The sequence below is a fragment of the Ilumatobacteraceae bacterium genome (genome assembly GCA_033344875.1).
GTDB lineage: Bacteria > Actinomycetota > Acidimicrobiia > Acidimicrobiales > Ilumatobacteraceae > Ilumatobacter.
Map to the genome: position 1 here is coordinate 4,352,376 of JAWPMO010000001.1, position 16,602 is coordinate 4,368,977.

Below are 16,602 nucleotides of genomic sequence, written 5' to 3' on the forward strand. Positions count from 1 at the left end.
GAACGCATGCGAATGTGCTTATATGTCGTTCGTGGCGAACGACGACGGATTCAGAGCGCTGGCCAGCCCGACCCGGCGCACGCTCCTGCGCCTCGTGCGCGACGAGGCGCAGCCGGTCGGCGCGCTCGCCGAACAACTGGCGATCTCACAGCCGGCCGTCAGCCAGCACCTCGCCGTTTTGCGCGACGCCGGGCTCGTGTCGGTCGAGCCAGATGGTCGACGGCGCCTGTACCGGGCCGACACCGATGCGCTGTTGGAGCTCCGTGGCTACTTCGACGGCTACTGGTCGGACGCTGTCGACCGCTTGGCCGATGTCGCGGAGCGAGCTGCCAGGCAGCGGCAGGCGGCATCGTGATCCTCGCGGGGTGCGATCGACTCATCGCGGCGCCGGTCGATCTGGTCTGGGCGCTCGTCAGTACCGCCGACGGCCTGCGTGAGTGGATGGCCGTCGAGGCCGAGGTCGACCTGCGAGTCGGCGGCACGATCCGCTGGGAGCACGACAACGGGTGGATCGTCGCCGGCACCGTTCGGGAGGTCTCGCCGATGCGGCGACTGTCCTACACGTACGGCTGGGAACGCGGCGGGTTCCCGGTGCCGATCGACTCGAGCGTCGTCACGATCGAACTCGCCGCCCGCGGTGCAGCGACCCGGCTCACCGTTCGCCACGAAGGACTCACGCCCGAGATGGCCGAGCAGCACACCGGGGGGTGGCGAACGTTCACCGATCTGCTGGCCGAGCGGGCCGAGCGCGGGTCGGTGGCCGGAGTCGGGGGTGAGCAGTGAACTTCACCGGATTCGACCCGGCCGCGATCGCACTGCTCGGCCGGCTCCCGGGGATGTCCGTCGAGGCGTACGCGGCGCACAAGGCCGAGCTGGCGGCCGGCGTCACCCGACCGGGTGCGAGCCTGATCGCGGCGGTCGCCGACCGGCTCGACGCCGACCTCACCGTGGTGCCACGCAGCTCGGTCTCGCCGCTCCACCGCGACCTCCGATTCGCTCCCGCCGGTGCCGCCCGGTACAAGGACCATCTCCTGCTCACCGCCTGGGAGGGTGCCGACAAGAAGGCGTCGCCGATGGTCTGGATCCGGGTCGACTCGTCGCGGGTCGGATTCGCGAGCGGCATCGGGTTCACGCCTACGGTGCGGGAGCGGTGGCGTCATGCGATCGGCGGTGATGTCGGCGCGGCGCTCGAACTCGAACTCGACGAGCTCGAGCGCGAGCGAGCCGCCGAGGTGGCCGGCGATCAGGTCAAGAAGGTTCCGGCGCCGTTCGCTGCCGACCATCCGCGGGCCGACCTCCTCCGACACACCGGATTCCAGGTCCGGTTCATCGACGACCTGCCCGACTCGGTCGATACCCCCGACTTCACCGACTGGTGCGCCGATCGGCTGGCGGCACTGCTGCCCGTCCACCGATGGCTGATCGCCAACCTGGTCGCCTGACCCGACGAGAGGAGACGTCATGCCACAGACCGACGAAGATGTGTTCTGGGAGCTGATCGAGGAGCTGCAGCTCGAGGACCCGAGGGTCGAGGAGGGAACCATCATGAACGGGCGCTGCGTCCGCGTGGCGGGTGAGTTCCTGGGTCTGGTCGGCTACCGAGGGTCCGGCATGGTCGTGAAGCTGCCGCGCACGCGCGTCGACGAACTCATCGCAGCGGGCATCGGCGAGCCGTTCGCGCCCGCCAAGAAGGTGTTTCGTGAGTGGGTCTCGATCCCGAAGCGCGATCGCCGCCGCTGGCGTTCGCTCCTGCGCGAGGGCGTGGCCTTCGTCGCTCCCGGGTGAGTCGGTGGGTCCCACCCCTGCCGCAGCGCCGTTGGCACACTGAGGTGGTGAAGCGGAAGATCTCGGTGGTCGGCAGTGCGGTGGCGTCGGTGGAGCCCGACGTCGCGAACGTGAACTGCGGCGTCGTCACACGCGGTGCGTATGCGCAGGAGGTGCTGGCACGCGCCAACGAATCGCTCCACCGGATCATCGAGGCCGCCGTCGCGGCAGGCGTGGATCGCTCCGACCTGCGGACCCGCGGCCCGAACCTCCACCCGACCGAGCACGGCTACCAGGGCAGCAACGACCTCGTCGTCGTCGCCCGCGATCTCGGGTTGCTCGGTGGCGTGATCGACGCGATGGTCGCGGCCGGTGGCCCCGACGTGACGCTGCACGGCGTGAACTTCTCCGTCGCCGATCCGAGCGAACACCTGCCGCAACTGCGGGCGGCGGCGATGGCGGCGGCGCTCGAGATCGCGACACAACTGGCGTCGGCGGGCGGCGCAGCGGTCGGCGAGGTCCTCACGATCGACGAATCCAGCGGGTACCAAACACCCACGGTGATGGCGATGGAGAGCCGGGGGTTGCGCGGCACACCCGTCGAGGCCGGGCAGCAGCAGGTGCGGATCGACGTCAACGTCACCTACCGACTGATCGACCCGAGCTGACCCCGGCGCCTGTCAACCGGAACGGCACGGGTACCGCCCGACCGCTCGGTTCCGGGCGGGTCAGCTCGGTGGCAGGCGCGGTCGTCGGCCGCCGACGGTGCCGGCGAGCACGGCTCCCAACACGATCACGCCCCCGAGCACGGTGGTGGTCGATGGGCGCTCGGAGAAGAACAGCCACGCCCAGAGCGTCGCTGCGACCGTCTCCACCGGGGTGAACAGTGCGACCTCGGCGGTCGGCGCATACCGCGGCGCGGTCGTGTACGAGAGCCGACCCAGGGGGTTGAAGATCAACCCCATGAGCCCGGCCGCCACGAAGACCCGCATCGGAGCCGATCCGACCGACGCGAACGGGGCGGTGACGAGCGCCATGGTGGCCGAACTGAGCGCCAGCGCCAACGGTCGGTCGATGCCGGGGGAGCGGCGCCACAGCACCAGGCTGAGCGAGACGAGCACCACGGCGAGGATCGCCAACAGGTCGCCGTCGAGCGTCGGGCTCCCGAACGATCCGCCGACCACGATGACGACTCCGGCCACGGTGGCGACGATCGCTGCCGCGACGCGCCGGCTCGTGCGTTCCCGCAACAGCAACCAGGCGAGTCCGGCCGAAACGATCGGCGTGGCCGCGACGATCACGACGACGTTCGCGACAGCGGTGTGGTTGATGGCGGCGACGAATGCGATCTGGGTGGCGCTCGACAGGAGGGCGAGGCCGGCCAGCGACCACGGCTCACGTCCCAGCGTCCGGCGGATCGGCTCGCGGGTCGAGACCAGGAAGTACGCACCGAGCGCGACCGTCGACGCGCAGGCGAAGAGGAACGAGATCGTCCACGAGTCGAAGTCGGCACGCCGGACGAAGAACGAGTCGGTCGACACCAGCAGCATGCCGATGCCGGCCAGCGCCCAGCCTCGCTCTCGACCGTCGATCACCCGGCCAGTATGACGGCTCCGGCGATCGTCGTCCGGGTGCTGTCGGCACCCGGACGACGATGTCGATCGACTACGGACAGGGTGCTGCGAAGGTGTGGAGCGACAGGTCCGGGTCGCTGAAACGGCAGCCGAAGTCGTCGGCGGCGACCGACTTCGGGTGCCGGACGTCGTCGCCCTCGGGCCGCTGCCCGGTCTCGACCCAGTGGGTCAGGTCGTCGAATGCGGTGGTCAACTCCAGTGGCGTGAAGTCGCAGTGGCCGACGCCACGGATCGCGCGCTGGACCAGGAGTTGCTTGTTGCCGTTCCGGCGAACGTCCTGTTCGTAGTCGATCTCCATCGAGAACGGCACGAAGAGATCGCCCAGGTTGTGGAGGCTCAGCACCGGGACGTCGATATCGCCGGTGATCGCCTCGCCGTTGTCGCGCGCCCCGGCATCGGGGGCGACGCGAGCGATGTCGCGATCGAGTGCTCGCTCGGCGGCGTTGCGCCCGGGTGACAGGTCGAGCTGGTAGCGGGTCGTCGAGTTGTCGACGACCGATGCGCCGTCGGTGTTCGGCAACGAACCGTCACCGTCTCCGAGGTCGAACAGGAAGTTGCCGAAGCCGGTGGCGGTCGGGAACCCGTTCCAGTAGGCGAACGCCTCGTCGAAGTTGGGCCGGTCGCCGCCCGAGCGGAGCTCGACCAGCTGTTTGAACTGCTCGCCCGTCTCGCTGAGCAGGAAGGGGAAGCCTCCCGGGACGCCTTCCAGTTCGGCCTTGATCGTCGGCACGGTGGTGCCGAAGTACTCGGCGGTCTCGACGGGATGGTTGCTCTCGCCGAGCGCGAGCTGCTGCGCCGCGAGGTTGAAGTCGAGGAAGTAGTCGAACAGTTCGAAGTCGCCCATGACGCCGCAGATGGGCATCGCGCCGTCGTAGATGTCGTACCGCTCGATCGAGACGCCCGTGATGTGCCCGCCCATCGATGCCCCGGCCAGATACGTCCGAGCCGGGGCCGACGGCAGGACCTCGTCGCTCGCGAACCTGGCGAGTGTCTCGGTGCTCTCGACGCCGGTCAGGATGTTGTACGAGTTCTCGGCGTAGCTGGACGCTGCCCAGGCGTAACCGCGTTCGACGAGGTGCCGGCGGATCGGCGGGTTGTCGACGGTGAGCTCGAAGCCCTCGCCTCGATACCCGTGTGCCCACATGACGAGTTCGCCGTTCCAGTTCTCGGGCACCTCGATGCGGTAACCGGCATGGTCGAGCACGCCCCAGGTCGCCGTCGCTCCGGTCAACGGAGTGAACGGCAAGGTGGTCGGATCGACGAACCACGGGCCGTGTTCGTCGGCATCGGCGACGTGTGGCACCAGCGCCGTCGTGATCAGCATCGGCACCAGCGCCGCGATCTTCCACGTCAGTGATCTCTTCATGGTCATGACCCCCCAGTCGTGATGGGATGCCACGGTACCGCTCGGTCGGATGGCTGTCGACCCCCGCTCGACGGGTCTCGGCTCGCCGTCAGCCGAGGGCGGCGATCAGGCCCGATGGATCCTCGACCGAGACCCGGACCTGCTGGACCCGGACCGGGAATCCGGCGACTCGGCCGCGTGTCGCCGGTTCGACCGTGAGCCGCACGATCTGCGTGGACGAGCCGTTGACGAGCCACTTGCCGCGCCAGCCGTGGACACCCCAGCCGAGCACCCGATCGTGGTCGTCCTCGGCCGCCGTGATCGAGGTCCGTGGGATCGACGTGTGGAACGCCCACCCCATGTGGATCGTCACGTCGGTCGGACCGACGACGACGTGGCTGTTCGACGGTCGGAGCCCGATGAGGGCCATCGCCTTGTTGGCGCCGGTGTACCGGATGGCGAATCGTCGAGTCGACTCTGGTGCTGTGTTCACGTGACTCCTGTGGTCTCGATGGTGGTTCAGTCGTTGGCGTGGAGGTCGGCGTTGAGTTCGCCCCACGATCGTGACCTCGGGCGGGCGCTGACCTGACCGGTCTGGCCGTCGCGGATGAACATCACGCTGCTGATACCGGAGAGCTCGCGAGCCTTGACCACGCCGTCGGGCGTCAGGACCGGCGTCGCCGCCGTCACGTACAGGCCGGCCTCGACCACGCAGTCGTCGCCGAGGCTGATGCCGATGCCGGAGTTCGCTCCGAGCAGGCAGCGTTCGCCGACCGAGATCGTCTCGGTGCCGCCGCCCGACAACGTGCCCTGGATCGAGGCACCGCCGCCGACGTCGGAACCGTCGCCGACCACCACACCGGCCGAGATGCGTCCCTCGACCATCGAGGTGCCCAGCGTGCCGGCATTGAAGTTGCAGAAGCCCTCGTGCATCACGACCGTGCCCTCGGCCAGGTGGGCGCCGAGCCGGACCCGGGTCCCGTCGGCGATCCGCACGCCCGACGGCACGACGTAGTCGAGCATGGCCGGGAACCGGTCGACACCGTGGACGCGCACGGTCTGGCCGGCCTTACGAGCCCGTAGCCGAACGGCCTCGAGCTCGCCGATCGCCACCGGGCCGAGGCTGGTCCACGCCACGTTCGTGAGCGCGCCGAAGATGCCGTCGAGGTTGAGCGAGTGCGGGGCGGCGAGCCGGCCGGACAGGAGGTGGAGCCGCAGGTAGCCGTCGGCGACGGATGCCGGAGCCTCGTCGACGTCGATCGAGAGCCGGATCGGGCGGATCGTCACGTTGCGCAGTTCGTCGCGCTCGTCGCGCAGACCGAGCTGTTCGTCGATCGCGTGTTCGCGCATCATCTCGTCGTCGCCGTACTCGCCCCAGCCGAACCATCGGAACCAGGCGTCGAGCACCGTTCCGTCGGCGTCGACGGTCGTCAGACCGGCACCCCAAGCCATCCGTGTCATGAGTCGTCTCCTTCGTCCGCGTCGTCGTGCGGGTCGTCCGTCGGGCCGTCCTGTTCGTGACGCAGCGTCGGGAACAGGATCACTTCCTTGATCGAATCGACGCCGGCGATCAGCATCGCGACGCGGTCCATGCCGATCCCGAGACCGCCGGTCGGCGGCATGCCGTACTCGAGCGCCCGCAGGTAGTCCTCGTCGACCGTGCCGGCTTCGGCGTCACCGGCTTCCTTGGCGGCCTGTTCGTCTTCGAACCGGGCGCGCTGTTCGACGGGGTCGTTGAGCTCGGAGTAGCCGTTGCCGAGCTCACGCGAGTCGACGAAGATCTCGAAACGCTCGGTCAACCACGGGTCGTCGCGGTCGGTGCGGGCCAGCGGCGAGATCTCGGTCGGATGGCCGGTCACGAAGGTGGGACGCACGATGTCGGCCTCGCACAGCGCCTCGAACAGCTCTTCGACGAGCTTGCCGCCACCCCACCGGTCCTCGTATCGAACGCCGTGTTCACGTGCGAGCGCACGGAGTTCGTCGATCGGTTGGGAGGGATGTACCTCGCGGCCGATGGCGTCGCCGACGAAGTCGATCATCCGTTTGCGTGGCCACGGCTCGGCGAGATCGATCTCCTGGCCCCGGATGGTCAGCACGGTGGTGCCGATCGCATCGCGGGCGGCCTGGGTGACGAGCTCCTCGGTGATGTCCATGACCTCGTTCCAGTCGCCGAACGCCTGGTAGAGCTCCATCATCGTGAACTCGGGGTTGTGCCGCGTCGAGATGCCCTCGTTGCGGAAGATCCGCCCGATCTCGAACACTCGCTCCATGCCGCCGACGATCAGCCGCTTGAGGTGCAGCTCGAGCGCGATCCGCAGGTACAGGTCCATGTCGAGCGCGTTGTGGTGCGTGACGAACGGTCGCGCGTGGGCGCCGCCGGCCTCGACGTGCAGCACCGGTGTCTCGACCTCGATGAACCCGTGGCCGTGGAGCGTGCGGCGGAAGCTGGCGATGACCTCGTGGCGGATCTCGAATGCGCGCCGTGCCTCGTCGTTGACGATCAGGTCGGCGTACCGCTGCCGGAACCGGGTGTCGGTGTCGGTCAACCCGTGCCACTTGTCGGGCATCGGGCGCACGGCCTTCGACAGGAGCTGGACCGTGACCGCCTTGACCGACAGTTCGCCCTTGCGGGTCGTCATGACCGTGCCGCTGACGCCGACCCAGTCGCCGAGGTCGAGCGCCTTGACATCGGCGAAGTGGTCGTCGCCGGTGACGGCCTTGCTGACGAACAGCTGGATCTCGTCGCCACGGTCGCGAATCGTCGCGAACACCAACTTGCCGGTGTCGCGCTTGAGCATGACACGACCCGCGACGGCCACCTCGTGCTCGGTCTCGGTGCCGGCTTCGAGGTCGCCCCATTCGGCCCGGACCTCGGACAGCGTGTGCGAACGGTCGAAGCGGTAGGGGTACGGCTCGACGCCCTGGTCGCGCAGCTCGGCGATGCGTTCGAGACGCCGTGCCTTCTCGGCGACGAGTCCGCTTCCGGTCGACTGGTTCTGGTCGTCGGTGCTGTCGCTCACGAGTCAGAGACCGTAGCGGTTCGCCTGCGGGGCGACACCCGTGGTTGGCGAACAGTTCGTACGATGACGCGCCATGTCCGCCCGCCCGTACTCCCGTCGCGTCGTCGCGACGGTGATCGCCACCGCCTCGCTGCTCGGCGGATCGATCGTGTGGGCGGCCGCGCTCGACGCGCCGGCCACGGTGACCGCGCCGGCCGAGCGCTCGGTGCAGCCCATGGGCGATCTCGCCGTCGTGTTCGACGTCGGCGACGTCGACCGGGCCGTGGTCGAGGCGTCCGATCGTGTCGCCCGCCGCATCGGCGGCACGGCCTCGGTCGGGCGCAGCGGTTCGCTCGGCATGCGAGCGATCACCCGTGACGGGGCGACCGTGCACGCGCCACCCGGCGGGTACCTGATCCCGATGGTGTACATCTCGATGCCCCGTGGGTCGATCGGGCGGGTCATGGGCGCCGACGTCACCGCCGTGCTCGGACCCGACGAGGTCGTGATGAACGAGGTGACGGCCGAGCTGACCGGTGCCGAGGTGGGTGACGTGGTGGTGATGCAGTCCGCGGACGGTTCGGCCGTGCCGCTCACGATCGGCGGCATCCGGCCGTACGACCAGGTCGGCTGGGCCGAGCTCGTGTTCGCGTACGACGTCGCCGATCAGCTGGGTGCGACCAACGACACCCGGGCCGTGATCTACGGGTTCGACGACCGTGCTGCGTTCGATGCCGCGGTGGAGGCCGAGGGTCTGGTCGGTCGCCAGGACACCAAGGTCAACCGGAGCTGGGACCCGCAGGATCCCGACGACACGCTCAGTACGGCGCGCACGAAGGTCGCGCTCGGCGAACCGTGGTACCGCTTCACGGCGGACGGTTCGGTCACGATGCACCCGACCTGGAAGGCCGAGAACCTCACCGACGGGCGGGTGCTCCTCGACGAGTCGATCCCGATCCGGGCACAGTGCCATGTCGAGGTCGTCGACGACCTACATGCCGCGCTGGCCGAAGTCGCGGCGGCCGGGCTCGGGGGCGCGATCGACGTCGCGAACGCCAACTCGGCCGGGGGCTGCTACGTGCCTCGCTTCAGTCGGGTGAGCGGCCAGATCGGGTTCCTCTCGCGGCACACCTACGGCATGGCGTTCGACACGAACACCACGCCGAACTGCGCCGGGTGCCGTCCGCAGATGCACTGCGACGTCGTGCGCATCTTCCGCCGTCACGGGTTCGCATGGGGTGGGAACTTCCGCCGCCCCGACGGCATGCATTTCGAGTGGGTCGGCGAACCGCGCGATCAGATCGACTTCCCGTCGACCTACTGCCCGAACGTGGTCACCGGTGCGGCACTCACGGCATCCGGACCAGGAAGCGTCGCCATGGGCCGCGGGGTGCTGATCGCGGGGTCGACGGATGGCGTGGGCGACGAGGGAATGTCCCACGACCACGCAGCATCCCCGTAGCCTGTCGAGCGTGACAGTGCGATTTCTCATCATCGGCGGTGGGCCGGCCGGCAACCAGGCCGCCACGTACGCAGCTCGTCTCGGCGCGAAGGTCACCGTGGTCGAGCGCGACGTCATCGGCGGCGCCGCTCACCTGTGGGACTGCATCCCGTCGAAGACGATGATCGCCACCGGCGGGGCGATGAGCTTCTCGCGCCGGATCCGCGGCATGGGCCTCGAACAGGCCGATCCCGAGGTCGACATCCACGCGTTGACCGAGCGCGTCGAGGGCATCAAGAACCAGATGCAGCACGACGTGACGCGGTTGCTCGACAGCCAGTCGGTGCGCCTCGTCTCGGGGACGGCCCGGTTCACGAGCCCGCACTCGGTCGAGGTCGTCGGGCCGGCCGGCACCGAGTCGATCGAGTTCGACGCAGCCCTCATCGCCACCGGTACCCGCCCTCGTATCCCAGAGTGGTGCGAGCCCGACGGCGATCGCATCCTCACCACCCGCGACTGCTACCCGCCGAAGGTCTTCCCGGAGAGCGTCACCGTGATCGGGTCGGGTGTCACCGGCGTCGAGTTCGTCCACATGTTCTCGTCGTTCGGTACCCGGGTGAACCTCGTGGTCAGTCGCCAGCTGGTGCTGCCGGGCAAAGACCCGGAAGCGGCGTCGATCCTCGAAGAAGACTTCCTGCGCCGCGGCGTCAAGTTGCTCAAGGGCGCTCGCGCCGTGGCGATCGATCGCGAGGGCGACGAGGTCGTCGTCAAGTGCGACGACGGTCGGATCGTGCGATCGAGTCACGCCGTGCTCGCGATCGGCTCCGTCCCCAACACCGAGCACCTGGGCCTCGAGTCGGCGGGCGTCGAACTGAACGACTGGGGCTACCTCGACATCAGTCACCACTGCGTCACCAACCAGCCGCACATCTATGCGGCCGGCGACGTGAGCGGCAAGCTGCCGTTGTCGTCGGTCGCCTCGATGCAGGGTCGCAAGGTGGCCGAGCACGTGATGGGCCTGCACACCGTCGAACATCGTCACCTCGACTACGACAAGGCGGCCTCCGCGATCTTCACCGAGCCCGAGATCGCCGACGTGGGGCTGGCCGAGGCCGAGGCGTTCGCGTCCGGCCGCAAGATTCGTGTGACGAAGGTGCCGTTCTCGACCACGCCCAAAGCGCTGATCAACAACGATCCACGCGGGTTCGTCAAGATCATCTCCGACCCGGCGACCGGTGAGGTGCTCGGCGGTTCGATCGTGGGCAGCCACGCCGCTGAATTGATCTCGGTCATCGCGTTGGCCGTCACCGCCAACCTGCGGGTCAGTGACATCGTCGAGAGCCTGCTCGTGCATCCGGCCCTCGCCGAGGCGTTGGCCGAAGCCGCGGAGTAGCCGGCCGGTCGCCGGTGACCCGTTATCCGCCGACCTCGTTGCGTGACAAATCGTGTGCACCAGACACCCAGAGTGACACTCAGCGTGGCACGTTGATGATGTTCCGTGGCCAAGTAGCATGCGTGTCATTACGAAGAGATGGAGTCCGAGGTGAGACAGCACGACCAGGTGAGTGAGCGGCTGTTGGAGAGCGCCACTCGTGTGCTCGAAGACGACGGCATCCATCGGATCTCGGTGCGCCGCATCGTGCTCGACGCCGACATCAGCACGATGAACGTCTACTCCCGGTTCGGCAGTCTGTCGGGCCTCCTCGACGAGGTGGTCGCGGCGGGCTTCGCCGATCTCGAGGCGGCCGTGATCGCGTTCGAGGCATCCGACGACGCCGTGTCAGACCTGGTGCGGTTCGCCGGGGCGTACCGGTCGTGGGTGCTCGCCCACCCGCAGAAGTACCGGCTCATGATGACGACCGGAGCGTCGGAGTACGAGGCCGGTCCGACGGCGCTCGAAGCGCGACGCCACCTGATCGACGCGCTCGTCCAGGCCGTCGAAGCAGCTCGCTCCACCCGCGGCGACGACACGGCACCGATGTCTGCTCAGGAGGCGGCTCGGATCGTGCTGTCGATGCTGCACGGCATGTTGATGCTCGAACTCGACGGTGTCGTGCTCGAACTCGACGAACCCGCCGAGTGGGCCGAGCGATTCGCCGTCGTGATCCGCTTCGGGCTCAGCCGCTCGGCCAGCGACGCCGCCTGACGCCGGCGTCGGTCACGCGGTCGGCTGCTGCGCCGCGAAGATGATCTCGTCGAGCGCGTGCCGAGCGCCGAGCCAGAAGCGGCCGATGTCGGCGCGCGACGCCGAATCCGTCGGTCCGACATGTTCGACGCACACGTTGGTCCCACGGTCCGTCGGCTCCAGATCGATCGTGACGTCCGACTCGATGCCCCCGAGCGACTCGCTGATCCACTTCGCCACGATGCGGCGGTTGTGGCGCAGCTCGACGAACCGCCCGTAGTGCGCTCGGCCGCCCCACTCGAGACCGGCGTCGATGCAGAACGTGGCCCCTGGCTCCAGCAGCGACGTCGTCGCGGCTGCGTCGCCGAGCCAATCGGCGAGACCTTCGGTCAGGGCCCAGAACAGGTGTCCGGAGTCGGCGGTGGTCGACCATTCGGTCCGAACCGCGTGAGGCGTGTCGAGTTGGGCGTTTACGAGCTTCATGGGGCTCCTTCGGTTCGGAATCGCTGCCAGGGGCGGCGACTGGACAGCTACAACCCGTGGCTGTCGCATGTTTGGCTCATCGGCGGGGTGCGGCGACCACGCAGCGTTGGTGAGTTCCCGCGCTCGACTTCGACGAACTGCATGTCACGAGTTCGACAAGATCGGCGGCCAGTGCGGGGACATCCGGGACATCCTGGCACACGCGCAGTGGTAGAACGTGGCAATACCACACGTAGGGTGAGATTCCTGGCGCGGGCCGGAATCCCACCCGACGGTGGGCGTCAGGCGACGCGGCTGAGCAGGACCCGGGCGCCCGACCCGGCGACGAACAGATCGCCGGCTGCCGACATCTTGGTGACGTAGTCGGCATCGTCCCGGGTGGCTGCCGCAGCGGCATCGACGGCGGCGGCGTCAGCGCCGATACCGATCCACGTCAACATGCCGAACGGGCCGTACTCCTGCATCATGACCCCGACGGGCATGCCGCTGGTCGAGGTGACGTGACTCGCGATGTCGATCGCCCAACCAACGGCCTCCGCGAACTTTCCGTTCGCGATCTGTGCGTTGGTCACCACGGCGAACGAGCCCACGGGAGGCGGGTCGCCCAACTCGCCGTGCAGCGGCGTCGCGAGACTGTCCTGCGGCGGCGCTGCCATCAGTTCGGCTCCCTTGGCGAGGAGTGCCCCGTAGGCGGCGTCCTCCAGCATCGGAGCCGCTCGCTCGGCGAGATCGGCGATGCCTTCGACGCGGGCGGTGAACGCCATGGCGCCGATCGGCACGCCGAAGCTGCCGGCCCACAGACTCACCTCCGTGCCCATGCTCGCCGACGCGACGGCTCGAATCTCGGTGGCCCATTCGACGGCCGCTCCCGGCGGGCCGGCGGTCATGACCTGGCGTGTGAACAACTGCATGTGATCCCCATTTCGTCGTGATCCGCCGCGAGGCGAATCCCCCTGATCATCACCCGGTCGGGTGACGACGGGTTTCACGATCGCGCGAAGTGCGCGAAAAGTCGACGGGCCATTGGTCACGTTGCGTTGCCCCGGACGCCGGACGCGCGCGGAACGTGGCCGCGGTAGTGCGCAGCGGGAGAACTCAGCCGAAGCGGGTGCGGTGTCGACGAGCTATGCGATGACCGCGACCACGTCGCCGCCGCCGACGGTGTCGCCGGCAGCGACCTTGATCTCGGTGACCGTGCCGGCCTTCTCGGCGTTGATCTGGTTCTCCATCTTCATCGCTTCGAGCACGACGACGCCTTGGCCGACCTCGACCTCCTGGCCGACCTCGACCAGGAGCTTGACGATCGTGCCCTGCATCGGCACCGTGACATCGCCGGACGCGGCGGCACCGCCGCCGCTCGACGCAGCCCGCTTCTTCTTGGCCTTGGCGGCCGGGGCCGCGACACCTGCCGACTCGGGCACCCACATCTTGACGGCGAAACGCTTGCCGTTGACCTCGACGGTGGTGGTGCGCTCGATCATCGGTTCGTCGTCGTCGGCGGGCGGGTCGGCGGTGGTACCGCCGACGCCCGAGAGGTCGAGCGTTTCCTCGACCCACTTGGTGGAGTGCTCGACGGCTTGGAAGTCGGGGTGCCGGAGGATCGCCAGGTCGGCCGGAACGGTGGTGGCGACACCTTCGATCACGAGTTCGTCGAGTGCGCGGATGGTGCGGGCGATGCAGATGTCGCGATCGCGACCCCACACGATGAGCTTGCCGACGAGGTTGTCGTAGTACTGGCTGATCTCGTCACCGGACTCGTACCCGGAGTCGAAGCGCACGCCGAACCCGTCGGGGGCGGTCAGCTTGCTGATCGGCCCCGGTGACGGGAGGAACTTGCCGCCCGCCGGGTCCTCGGCGTTGATGCGGATCTCGATCCCGTGGCCGTATCGACGGGCTGCCACCTGGTCTTGGCTCATGGGGAGCGGCTCGCCCGCGGCGACGCGGATCTGCCACTCGACCAGGTCGATGCCGGTCACGACCTCGGTGACCGGGTGCTCGACCTGGAGTCGGGTGTTCATCTCGAGGAAGAAGAATTCGCCGTCCTGATAGATGAACTCGACCGTGCCGGCGTTGTAGTAGCCGACCGCCTTCGCCGCCTTGACGGCTGCCTCGCCCATCGCGTCTTCGACGCCGTCGGGCAGGCCGGGCGCCGGTGCCTCTTCGATCAGCTTCTGGTGCCGGCGTTGCGCCGAGCAGTCGCGGGTCGAGACCCACACGACATCGCCCTGCTGGTCGCCGACGATCTGGACCTCGACGTGTCGGGGCCAGGTGAGGTATCGCTCCACGTAGACCTCGTCGCGGCCGAAGAACGACTTGGCCTCACGCTGCGCCGATGCGTACGCATCGTCGACCTCGCCGGCCGACTGCACGACCTTCATGCCGCGACCGCCACCGCCGTACGCCGCCTTGATGCAGACCGGCCAACCGAACTCGTTGCCGAAGTCGCGGATGTCGTCGGGTCCCTTGGCGAACTCGGTCGTACCGGGGACGATCGGTGCGCCGCCGCGCTGGGCTGCGAGGCGGGACGACACCTTGTCGCCCATCTCGTCGATCGCCTCGGGCGGGGGGCCGATCCAGGTGACGCCTTCGGCCATGATCGCTCGGGCGAAGTCGGGGTTCTCCGAGAAGAAGCCGTAGCCGGGGTGTACGGCGTCGGCGCCGCTGTCGCGGATGGCGGTCAGGATGGCGTCGGTGTTCAGGTAGCTCTCGGCGGCCGTTTGTCCGCCCAAGGCGAACGCCTCGTCGGCGAGACGCACGTGGAGCGCGTTGCGGTCGAGCTCGGAGTACACGGCGACGGTCGAGATACCGAGTTCGCGAGCGGCACGGATGACCCGCACGGCGATCTCGCCCCGGTTGGCGATCAAGATCTTCTTCAGCACAAGTGCCAATGTAGGTGTCGTGGACTCGCCGGACCATGTTCGTGGACCAGAAACCGATGAACCGGCACACGTGGCGTGGCCCGACGGCTGGTCGGTCGAACACGTCGCGGAGACCGGGAGCACCAACGCCGACCTGATCTCGGCGGCCGAGCGTGGCGCGCCCGATCGCACGGTTCGGTACGCCGACCATCAGACGGCGGGGCGTGGTCGGCTCGATCGTGTGTGGTCGGCTCCGCCCGGTTCGAACCTGCTCGTGTCGATCCTGTTCCGCGACGTGCCGGCCGATCCGGGTGAGCTGACCCGCCGCGTCGGCCTCGCCGCCGTCGACGCCGCGCGACGGGTCGCGGGGGTGACGGCCGTGCTCAAGTGGCCGAACGACGTGCTCGTCGGCGACGCCAAGCTCGGGGGCATCCTGGCCCAGCGATCGGGTGACGGCAGTGTGGTGATCGGTATGGGGCTCAACATCGGTTGGGCGCCCGACGGGGCGGCCCGGCTCGGCGGCGGCATCGCTCCCGCCGACGTGCTGCGCGCGGTGTTGGACGCGTACGACGCGCTGCCCGGCCGCATCGACGAGCGGTACCGGGAGGCGCTCGGCACACTCGGGCGCCGCGTCAGGATCGAACTGCCCGCCGGCGAACTGGTGGGGACGGCGGTCGACGTCGAGCCGGACGGACGGCTGGTCGTGCTCGACGACTGCGCGATCTCACATCGGGTCTCGGTGGGCGACGTCGTCCACCTGCGACCGGCCTGACGGGGTGAAGGCCCGCCGGGCCGGTACCGTTTCGTCGGTGTCCCAGGTCGCGTCACCCACCCCCTCGCCGGCGAGGCGCCGTCGCGTCCGCTCGCCCTTGCCGTGGATGCTCGCGATCGCCGGTGTGATCGGTGGAGTCGGTGCTGCCGGGGTGCTGCGAGCGGCCGACGAACGTACCGCCGACGTCGCCCGGATCGAGGGCCTCGAGTCGGTGCTCGCCGAGATCCCCGACGCGGACGACTCGACGATCGAGTACCCGGCCGAGAACTACCTGCTGGTCGGTTCCGATTCGCGCGAGGGCGTCGATCCGAGCGACCCCGACTTCGGCGTGATCGGAACCGAGGCCGAGGTCGGTACCGCTCGCCGGAGCGACACGATCATGATCCTCCGACAGGAGCGCAACGGCGGCGCGGCACTGATGAACCTGCCGCGCGACCTGTGGGTCGAGATCTCCGGCACCGGCACGAGCCAGCGCATCAACACCGCGTTCAACGGTGGCGCCGAGCGGCTCGCCGCCACCGTCAGCGAATCCCTGGGCATCCCGGTCCACTACTACGTCGAGGTCGACTTCGTCGGCTTCAAGAACATCATCGACGATCTCGGCGGCGTCGAGGTGTGTGTCGGCTACGGCGCCCGCGATGCCAACAGCGGTCTGCAGATCAATCCGGGCTGCCAGGTGCTCGACGGAGTGCAGGCGCTCGCCTTCGCCCGCAGCCGGCACTACGAGCAATGGGACGGCACGAACTGGGTCGAGGACCCCCGCGCCGACCTGGGGCGGATCGAACGTCAGCAGTTGTTCATGCGTGCGGCCGTCGACGGGGCGCTCCGCAAGCTGCGATCGTCGCCGTTCGGTTCGGGCGACGTGATCGGCGCCGTCATCGACGCGGTCCGCATCGACGACCGCCTCGACCCGATCAAGGCCGGCGAGGCGCTCCGCCAGGCAGCCGAAGAGGGCCTTCGCACGTACCGGCTGCCGGTCGTCGACGACCGGGTCGGCGATGCGGCGGTCCTCCGCCTCGGCGACGGCGCCGACGAGGTACTGGCCTACTTCCGCGGCGAGGGGCCGGCTCCGGTCGAGTTCGAGACCAGCGAGTCGACCGCCACCGGTGCGGCCGATGCCGAGACCGACGCGGCGAATCCCGACGGCTGAGGGCCGCATGCCCGACCGGATGACGGACGCG

The 16,602-nt window shown here is 68.9% G+C and carries 18 protein-coding genes; 10 read left to right on the forward strand and 8 right to left on the reverse strand.

Annotated elements, in window-relative coordinates; all coding sequences use genetic code 11:
• The first annotated feature begins 22 nt into the window (after positions 1 to 22).
• From R8G01_20705 to R8G01_20725, 5 genes are read left to right on the forward strand one after another with little or no spacing between them, the layout of a single operon-like run.
• Positions 23 to 355: a metalloregulator ArsR/SmtB family transcription factor gene (locus R8G01_20705; protein MDW3216424.1), complete on the forward strand. Its 333-nt coding sequence runs from the start codon at positions 23 to 25 to the stop codon at positions 353 to 355.
• The gene (locus R8G01_20710) at positions 352 to 783 is read left to right on the forward strand and encodes an SRPBCC domain-containing protein (protein ID MDW3216425.1); all 432 of its coding nucleotides are present in this window, start codon (positions 352 to 354) and stop codon (positions 781 to 783) included. Before R8G01_20705 ends, R8G01_20710 begins: the two co-directional genes overlap by 4 nt.
• Positions 780 to 1,442, forward strand: coding sequence for a DUF2461 family protein (locus tag R8G01_20715; protein ID MDW3216426.1), 663 nt, complete (start codon positions 780 to 782; stop codon positions 1,440 to 1,442). The genes R8G01_20710 and R8G01_20715 overlap by 4 nt, the downstream gene beginning before the upstream one ends.
• A gap of 19 nt (positions 1,443 to 1,461) precedes the next feature.
• Complete coding sequence (locus R8G01_20720) at positions 1,462 to 1,785, forward strand: hypothetical protein (protein MDW3216427.1); 324 nt, start codon at positions 1,462 to 1,464, stop codon at positions 1,783 to 1,785.
• Positions 1,786 to 1,832: 47 nt separating this feature from the next.
• Positions 1,833 to 2,432, forward strand: coding sequence for an SIMPL domain-containing protein (locus tag R8G01_20725; protein ID MDW3216428.1), 600 nt, complete (start codon positions 1,833 to 1,835; stop codon positions 2,430 to 2,432).
• Positions 2,433 to 2,492: 60 nt separating this feature from the next.
• Here the strand turns inward: R8G01_20725 and R8G01_20730 are convergent, their stop codons facing one another.
• The 5 genes from R8G01_20730 to lysS form a co-directional block, all read right to left on the reverse strand.
• Positions 2,493 to 3,359 (reverse strand): DMT family transporter, encoded by an 867-nt coding sequence (locus tag R8G01_20730; protein ID MDW3216429.1) that lies wholly within the window; start codon positions 3,357 to 3,359, stop codon positions 2,493 to 2,495.
• Positions 3,360 to 3,429: 70 nt separating this feature from the next.
• Positions 3,430 to 4,764: a hypothetical protein gene (locus R8G01_20735; GenBank protein MDW3216430.1), complete on the reverse strand. Its 1,335-nt coding sequence runs from the start codon at positions 4,762 to 4,764 to the stop codon at positions 3,430 to 3,432.
• An 88-nt stretch (positions 4,765 to 4,852) separates the two neighbouring features.
• Positions 4,853 to 5,236: a hypothetical protein gene (locus R8G01_20740; protein MDW3216431.1), complete on the reverse strand. Its 384-nt coding sequence runs from the start codon at positions 5,234 to 5,236 to the stop codon at positions 4,853 to 4,855.
• A gap of 26 nt (positions 5,237 to 5,262) precedes the next feature.
• Positions 5,263 to 6,204 carry a 2,3,4,5-tetrahydropyridine-2,6-dicarboxylate N-succinyltransferase gene (dapD, locus tag R8G01_20745; GenBank protein MDW3216432.1) on the reverse strand — a complete coding sequence of 314 codons (942 nt, stop codon included), beginning with the start codon at positions 6,202 to 6,204 and terminating at the stop codon, positions 5,263 to 5,265.
• Positions 6,201 to 7,763, reverse strand: a complete 1,563-nt coding sequence (gene lysS, locus R8G01_20750) for a lysine--tRNA ligase (protein MDW3216433.1) — start codon at positions 7,761 to 7,763, stop codon at positions 6,201 to 6,203. Before lysS ends, dapD begins: the two co-directional genes overlap by 4 nt.
• A 73-nt stretch (positions 7,764 to 7,836) precedes the next feature.
• On the opposite strand from lysS, the gene R8G01_20755 reads away from it, so the two are divergent.
• The 3 genes from R8G01_20755 to R8G01_20765 all read left to right on the forward strand — a co-directional run bounded on the left by R8G01_20755 (position 7,837) and on the right by R8G01_20765 (position 11,329).
• Entirely contained in the window at positions 7,837 to 9,204 is a 1,368-nt protein-coding gene (locus R8G01_20755) for a M15 family metallopeptidase (GenBank protein MDW3216434.1), read from the forward strand.
• A gap of 10 nt (positions 9,205 to 9,214) precedes the next feature.
• The gene (locus R8G01_20760; GenBank protein MDW3216435.1) at positions 9,215 to 10,576 is read left to right on the forward strand and encodes an FAD-dependent oxidoreductase; all 1,362 of its coding nucleotides are present in this window, start codon (positions 9,215 to 9,217) and stop codon (positions 10,574 to 10,576) included.
• Between the two features lie 150 nt (positions 10,577 to 10,726).
• Entirely contained in the window at positions 10,727 to 11,329 is a 603-nt protein-coding gene (locus R8G01_20765) for a TetR-like C-terminal domain-containing protein (GenBank protein ID MDW3216436.1), read from the forward strand.
• Positions 11,330 to 11,341: 12 nt separating this feature from the next.
• Here the strand turns inward: R8G01_20765 and R8G01_20770 are convergent, their stop codons facing one another.
• From R8G01_20770 to R8G01_20780, 3 genes are all read right to left on the reverse strand, one after another.
• On the reverse strand, positions 11,342 to 11,791 hold the full coding sequence (locus R8G01_20770; protein ID MDW3216437.1) for an SRPBCC domain-containing protein: 450 nt from the start codon (positions 11,789 to 11,791) through the stop codon (positions 11,342 to 11,344).
• A 281-nt stretch (positions 11,792 to 12,072) separates the two neighbouring features.
• On the reverse strand, positions 12,073 to 12,702 hold the full coding sequence (locus tag R8G01_20775; GenBank protein MDW3216438.1) for a hypothetical protein: 630 nt from the start codon (positions 12,700 to 12,702) through the stop codon (positions 12,073 to 12,075).
• 213 nt (positions 12,703 to 12,915) lie between these two features.
• Complete coding sequence (locus R8G01_20780; GenBank protein MDW3216439.1) at positions 12,916 to 14,670, reverse strand: acetyl-CoA carboxylase biotin carboxylase subunit; 1,755 nt, start codon at positions 14,668 to 14,670, stop codon at positions 12,916 to 12,918.
• 70 nt (positions 14,671 to 14,740) lie between these two features.
• Here R8G01_20780 and R8G01_20785 point away from each other — a divergent pair, with 70 nt between their 5' ends.
• The gene (locus tag R8G01_20785) at positions 14,741 to 15,421 is read left to right on the forward strand and encodes a biotin--[acetyl-CoA-carboxylase] ligase (GenBank protein MDW3216440.1); all 681 of its coding nucleotides are present in this window, start codon (positions 14,741 to 14,743) and stop codon (positions 15,419 to 15,421) included.
• A gap of 37 nt (positions 15,422 to 15,458) precedes the next feature.
• On the forward strand, positions 15,459 to 16,571 hold the full coding sequence (locus tag R8G01_20790) for an LCP family protein (GenBank protein ID MDW3216441.1): 1,113 nt from the start codon (positions 15,459 to 15,461) through the stop codon (positions 16,569 to 16,571).
• Positions 16,572 to 16,602 lie beyond the last annotated feature (31 nt).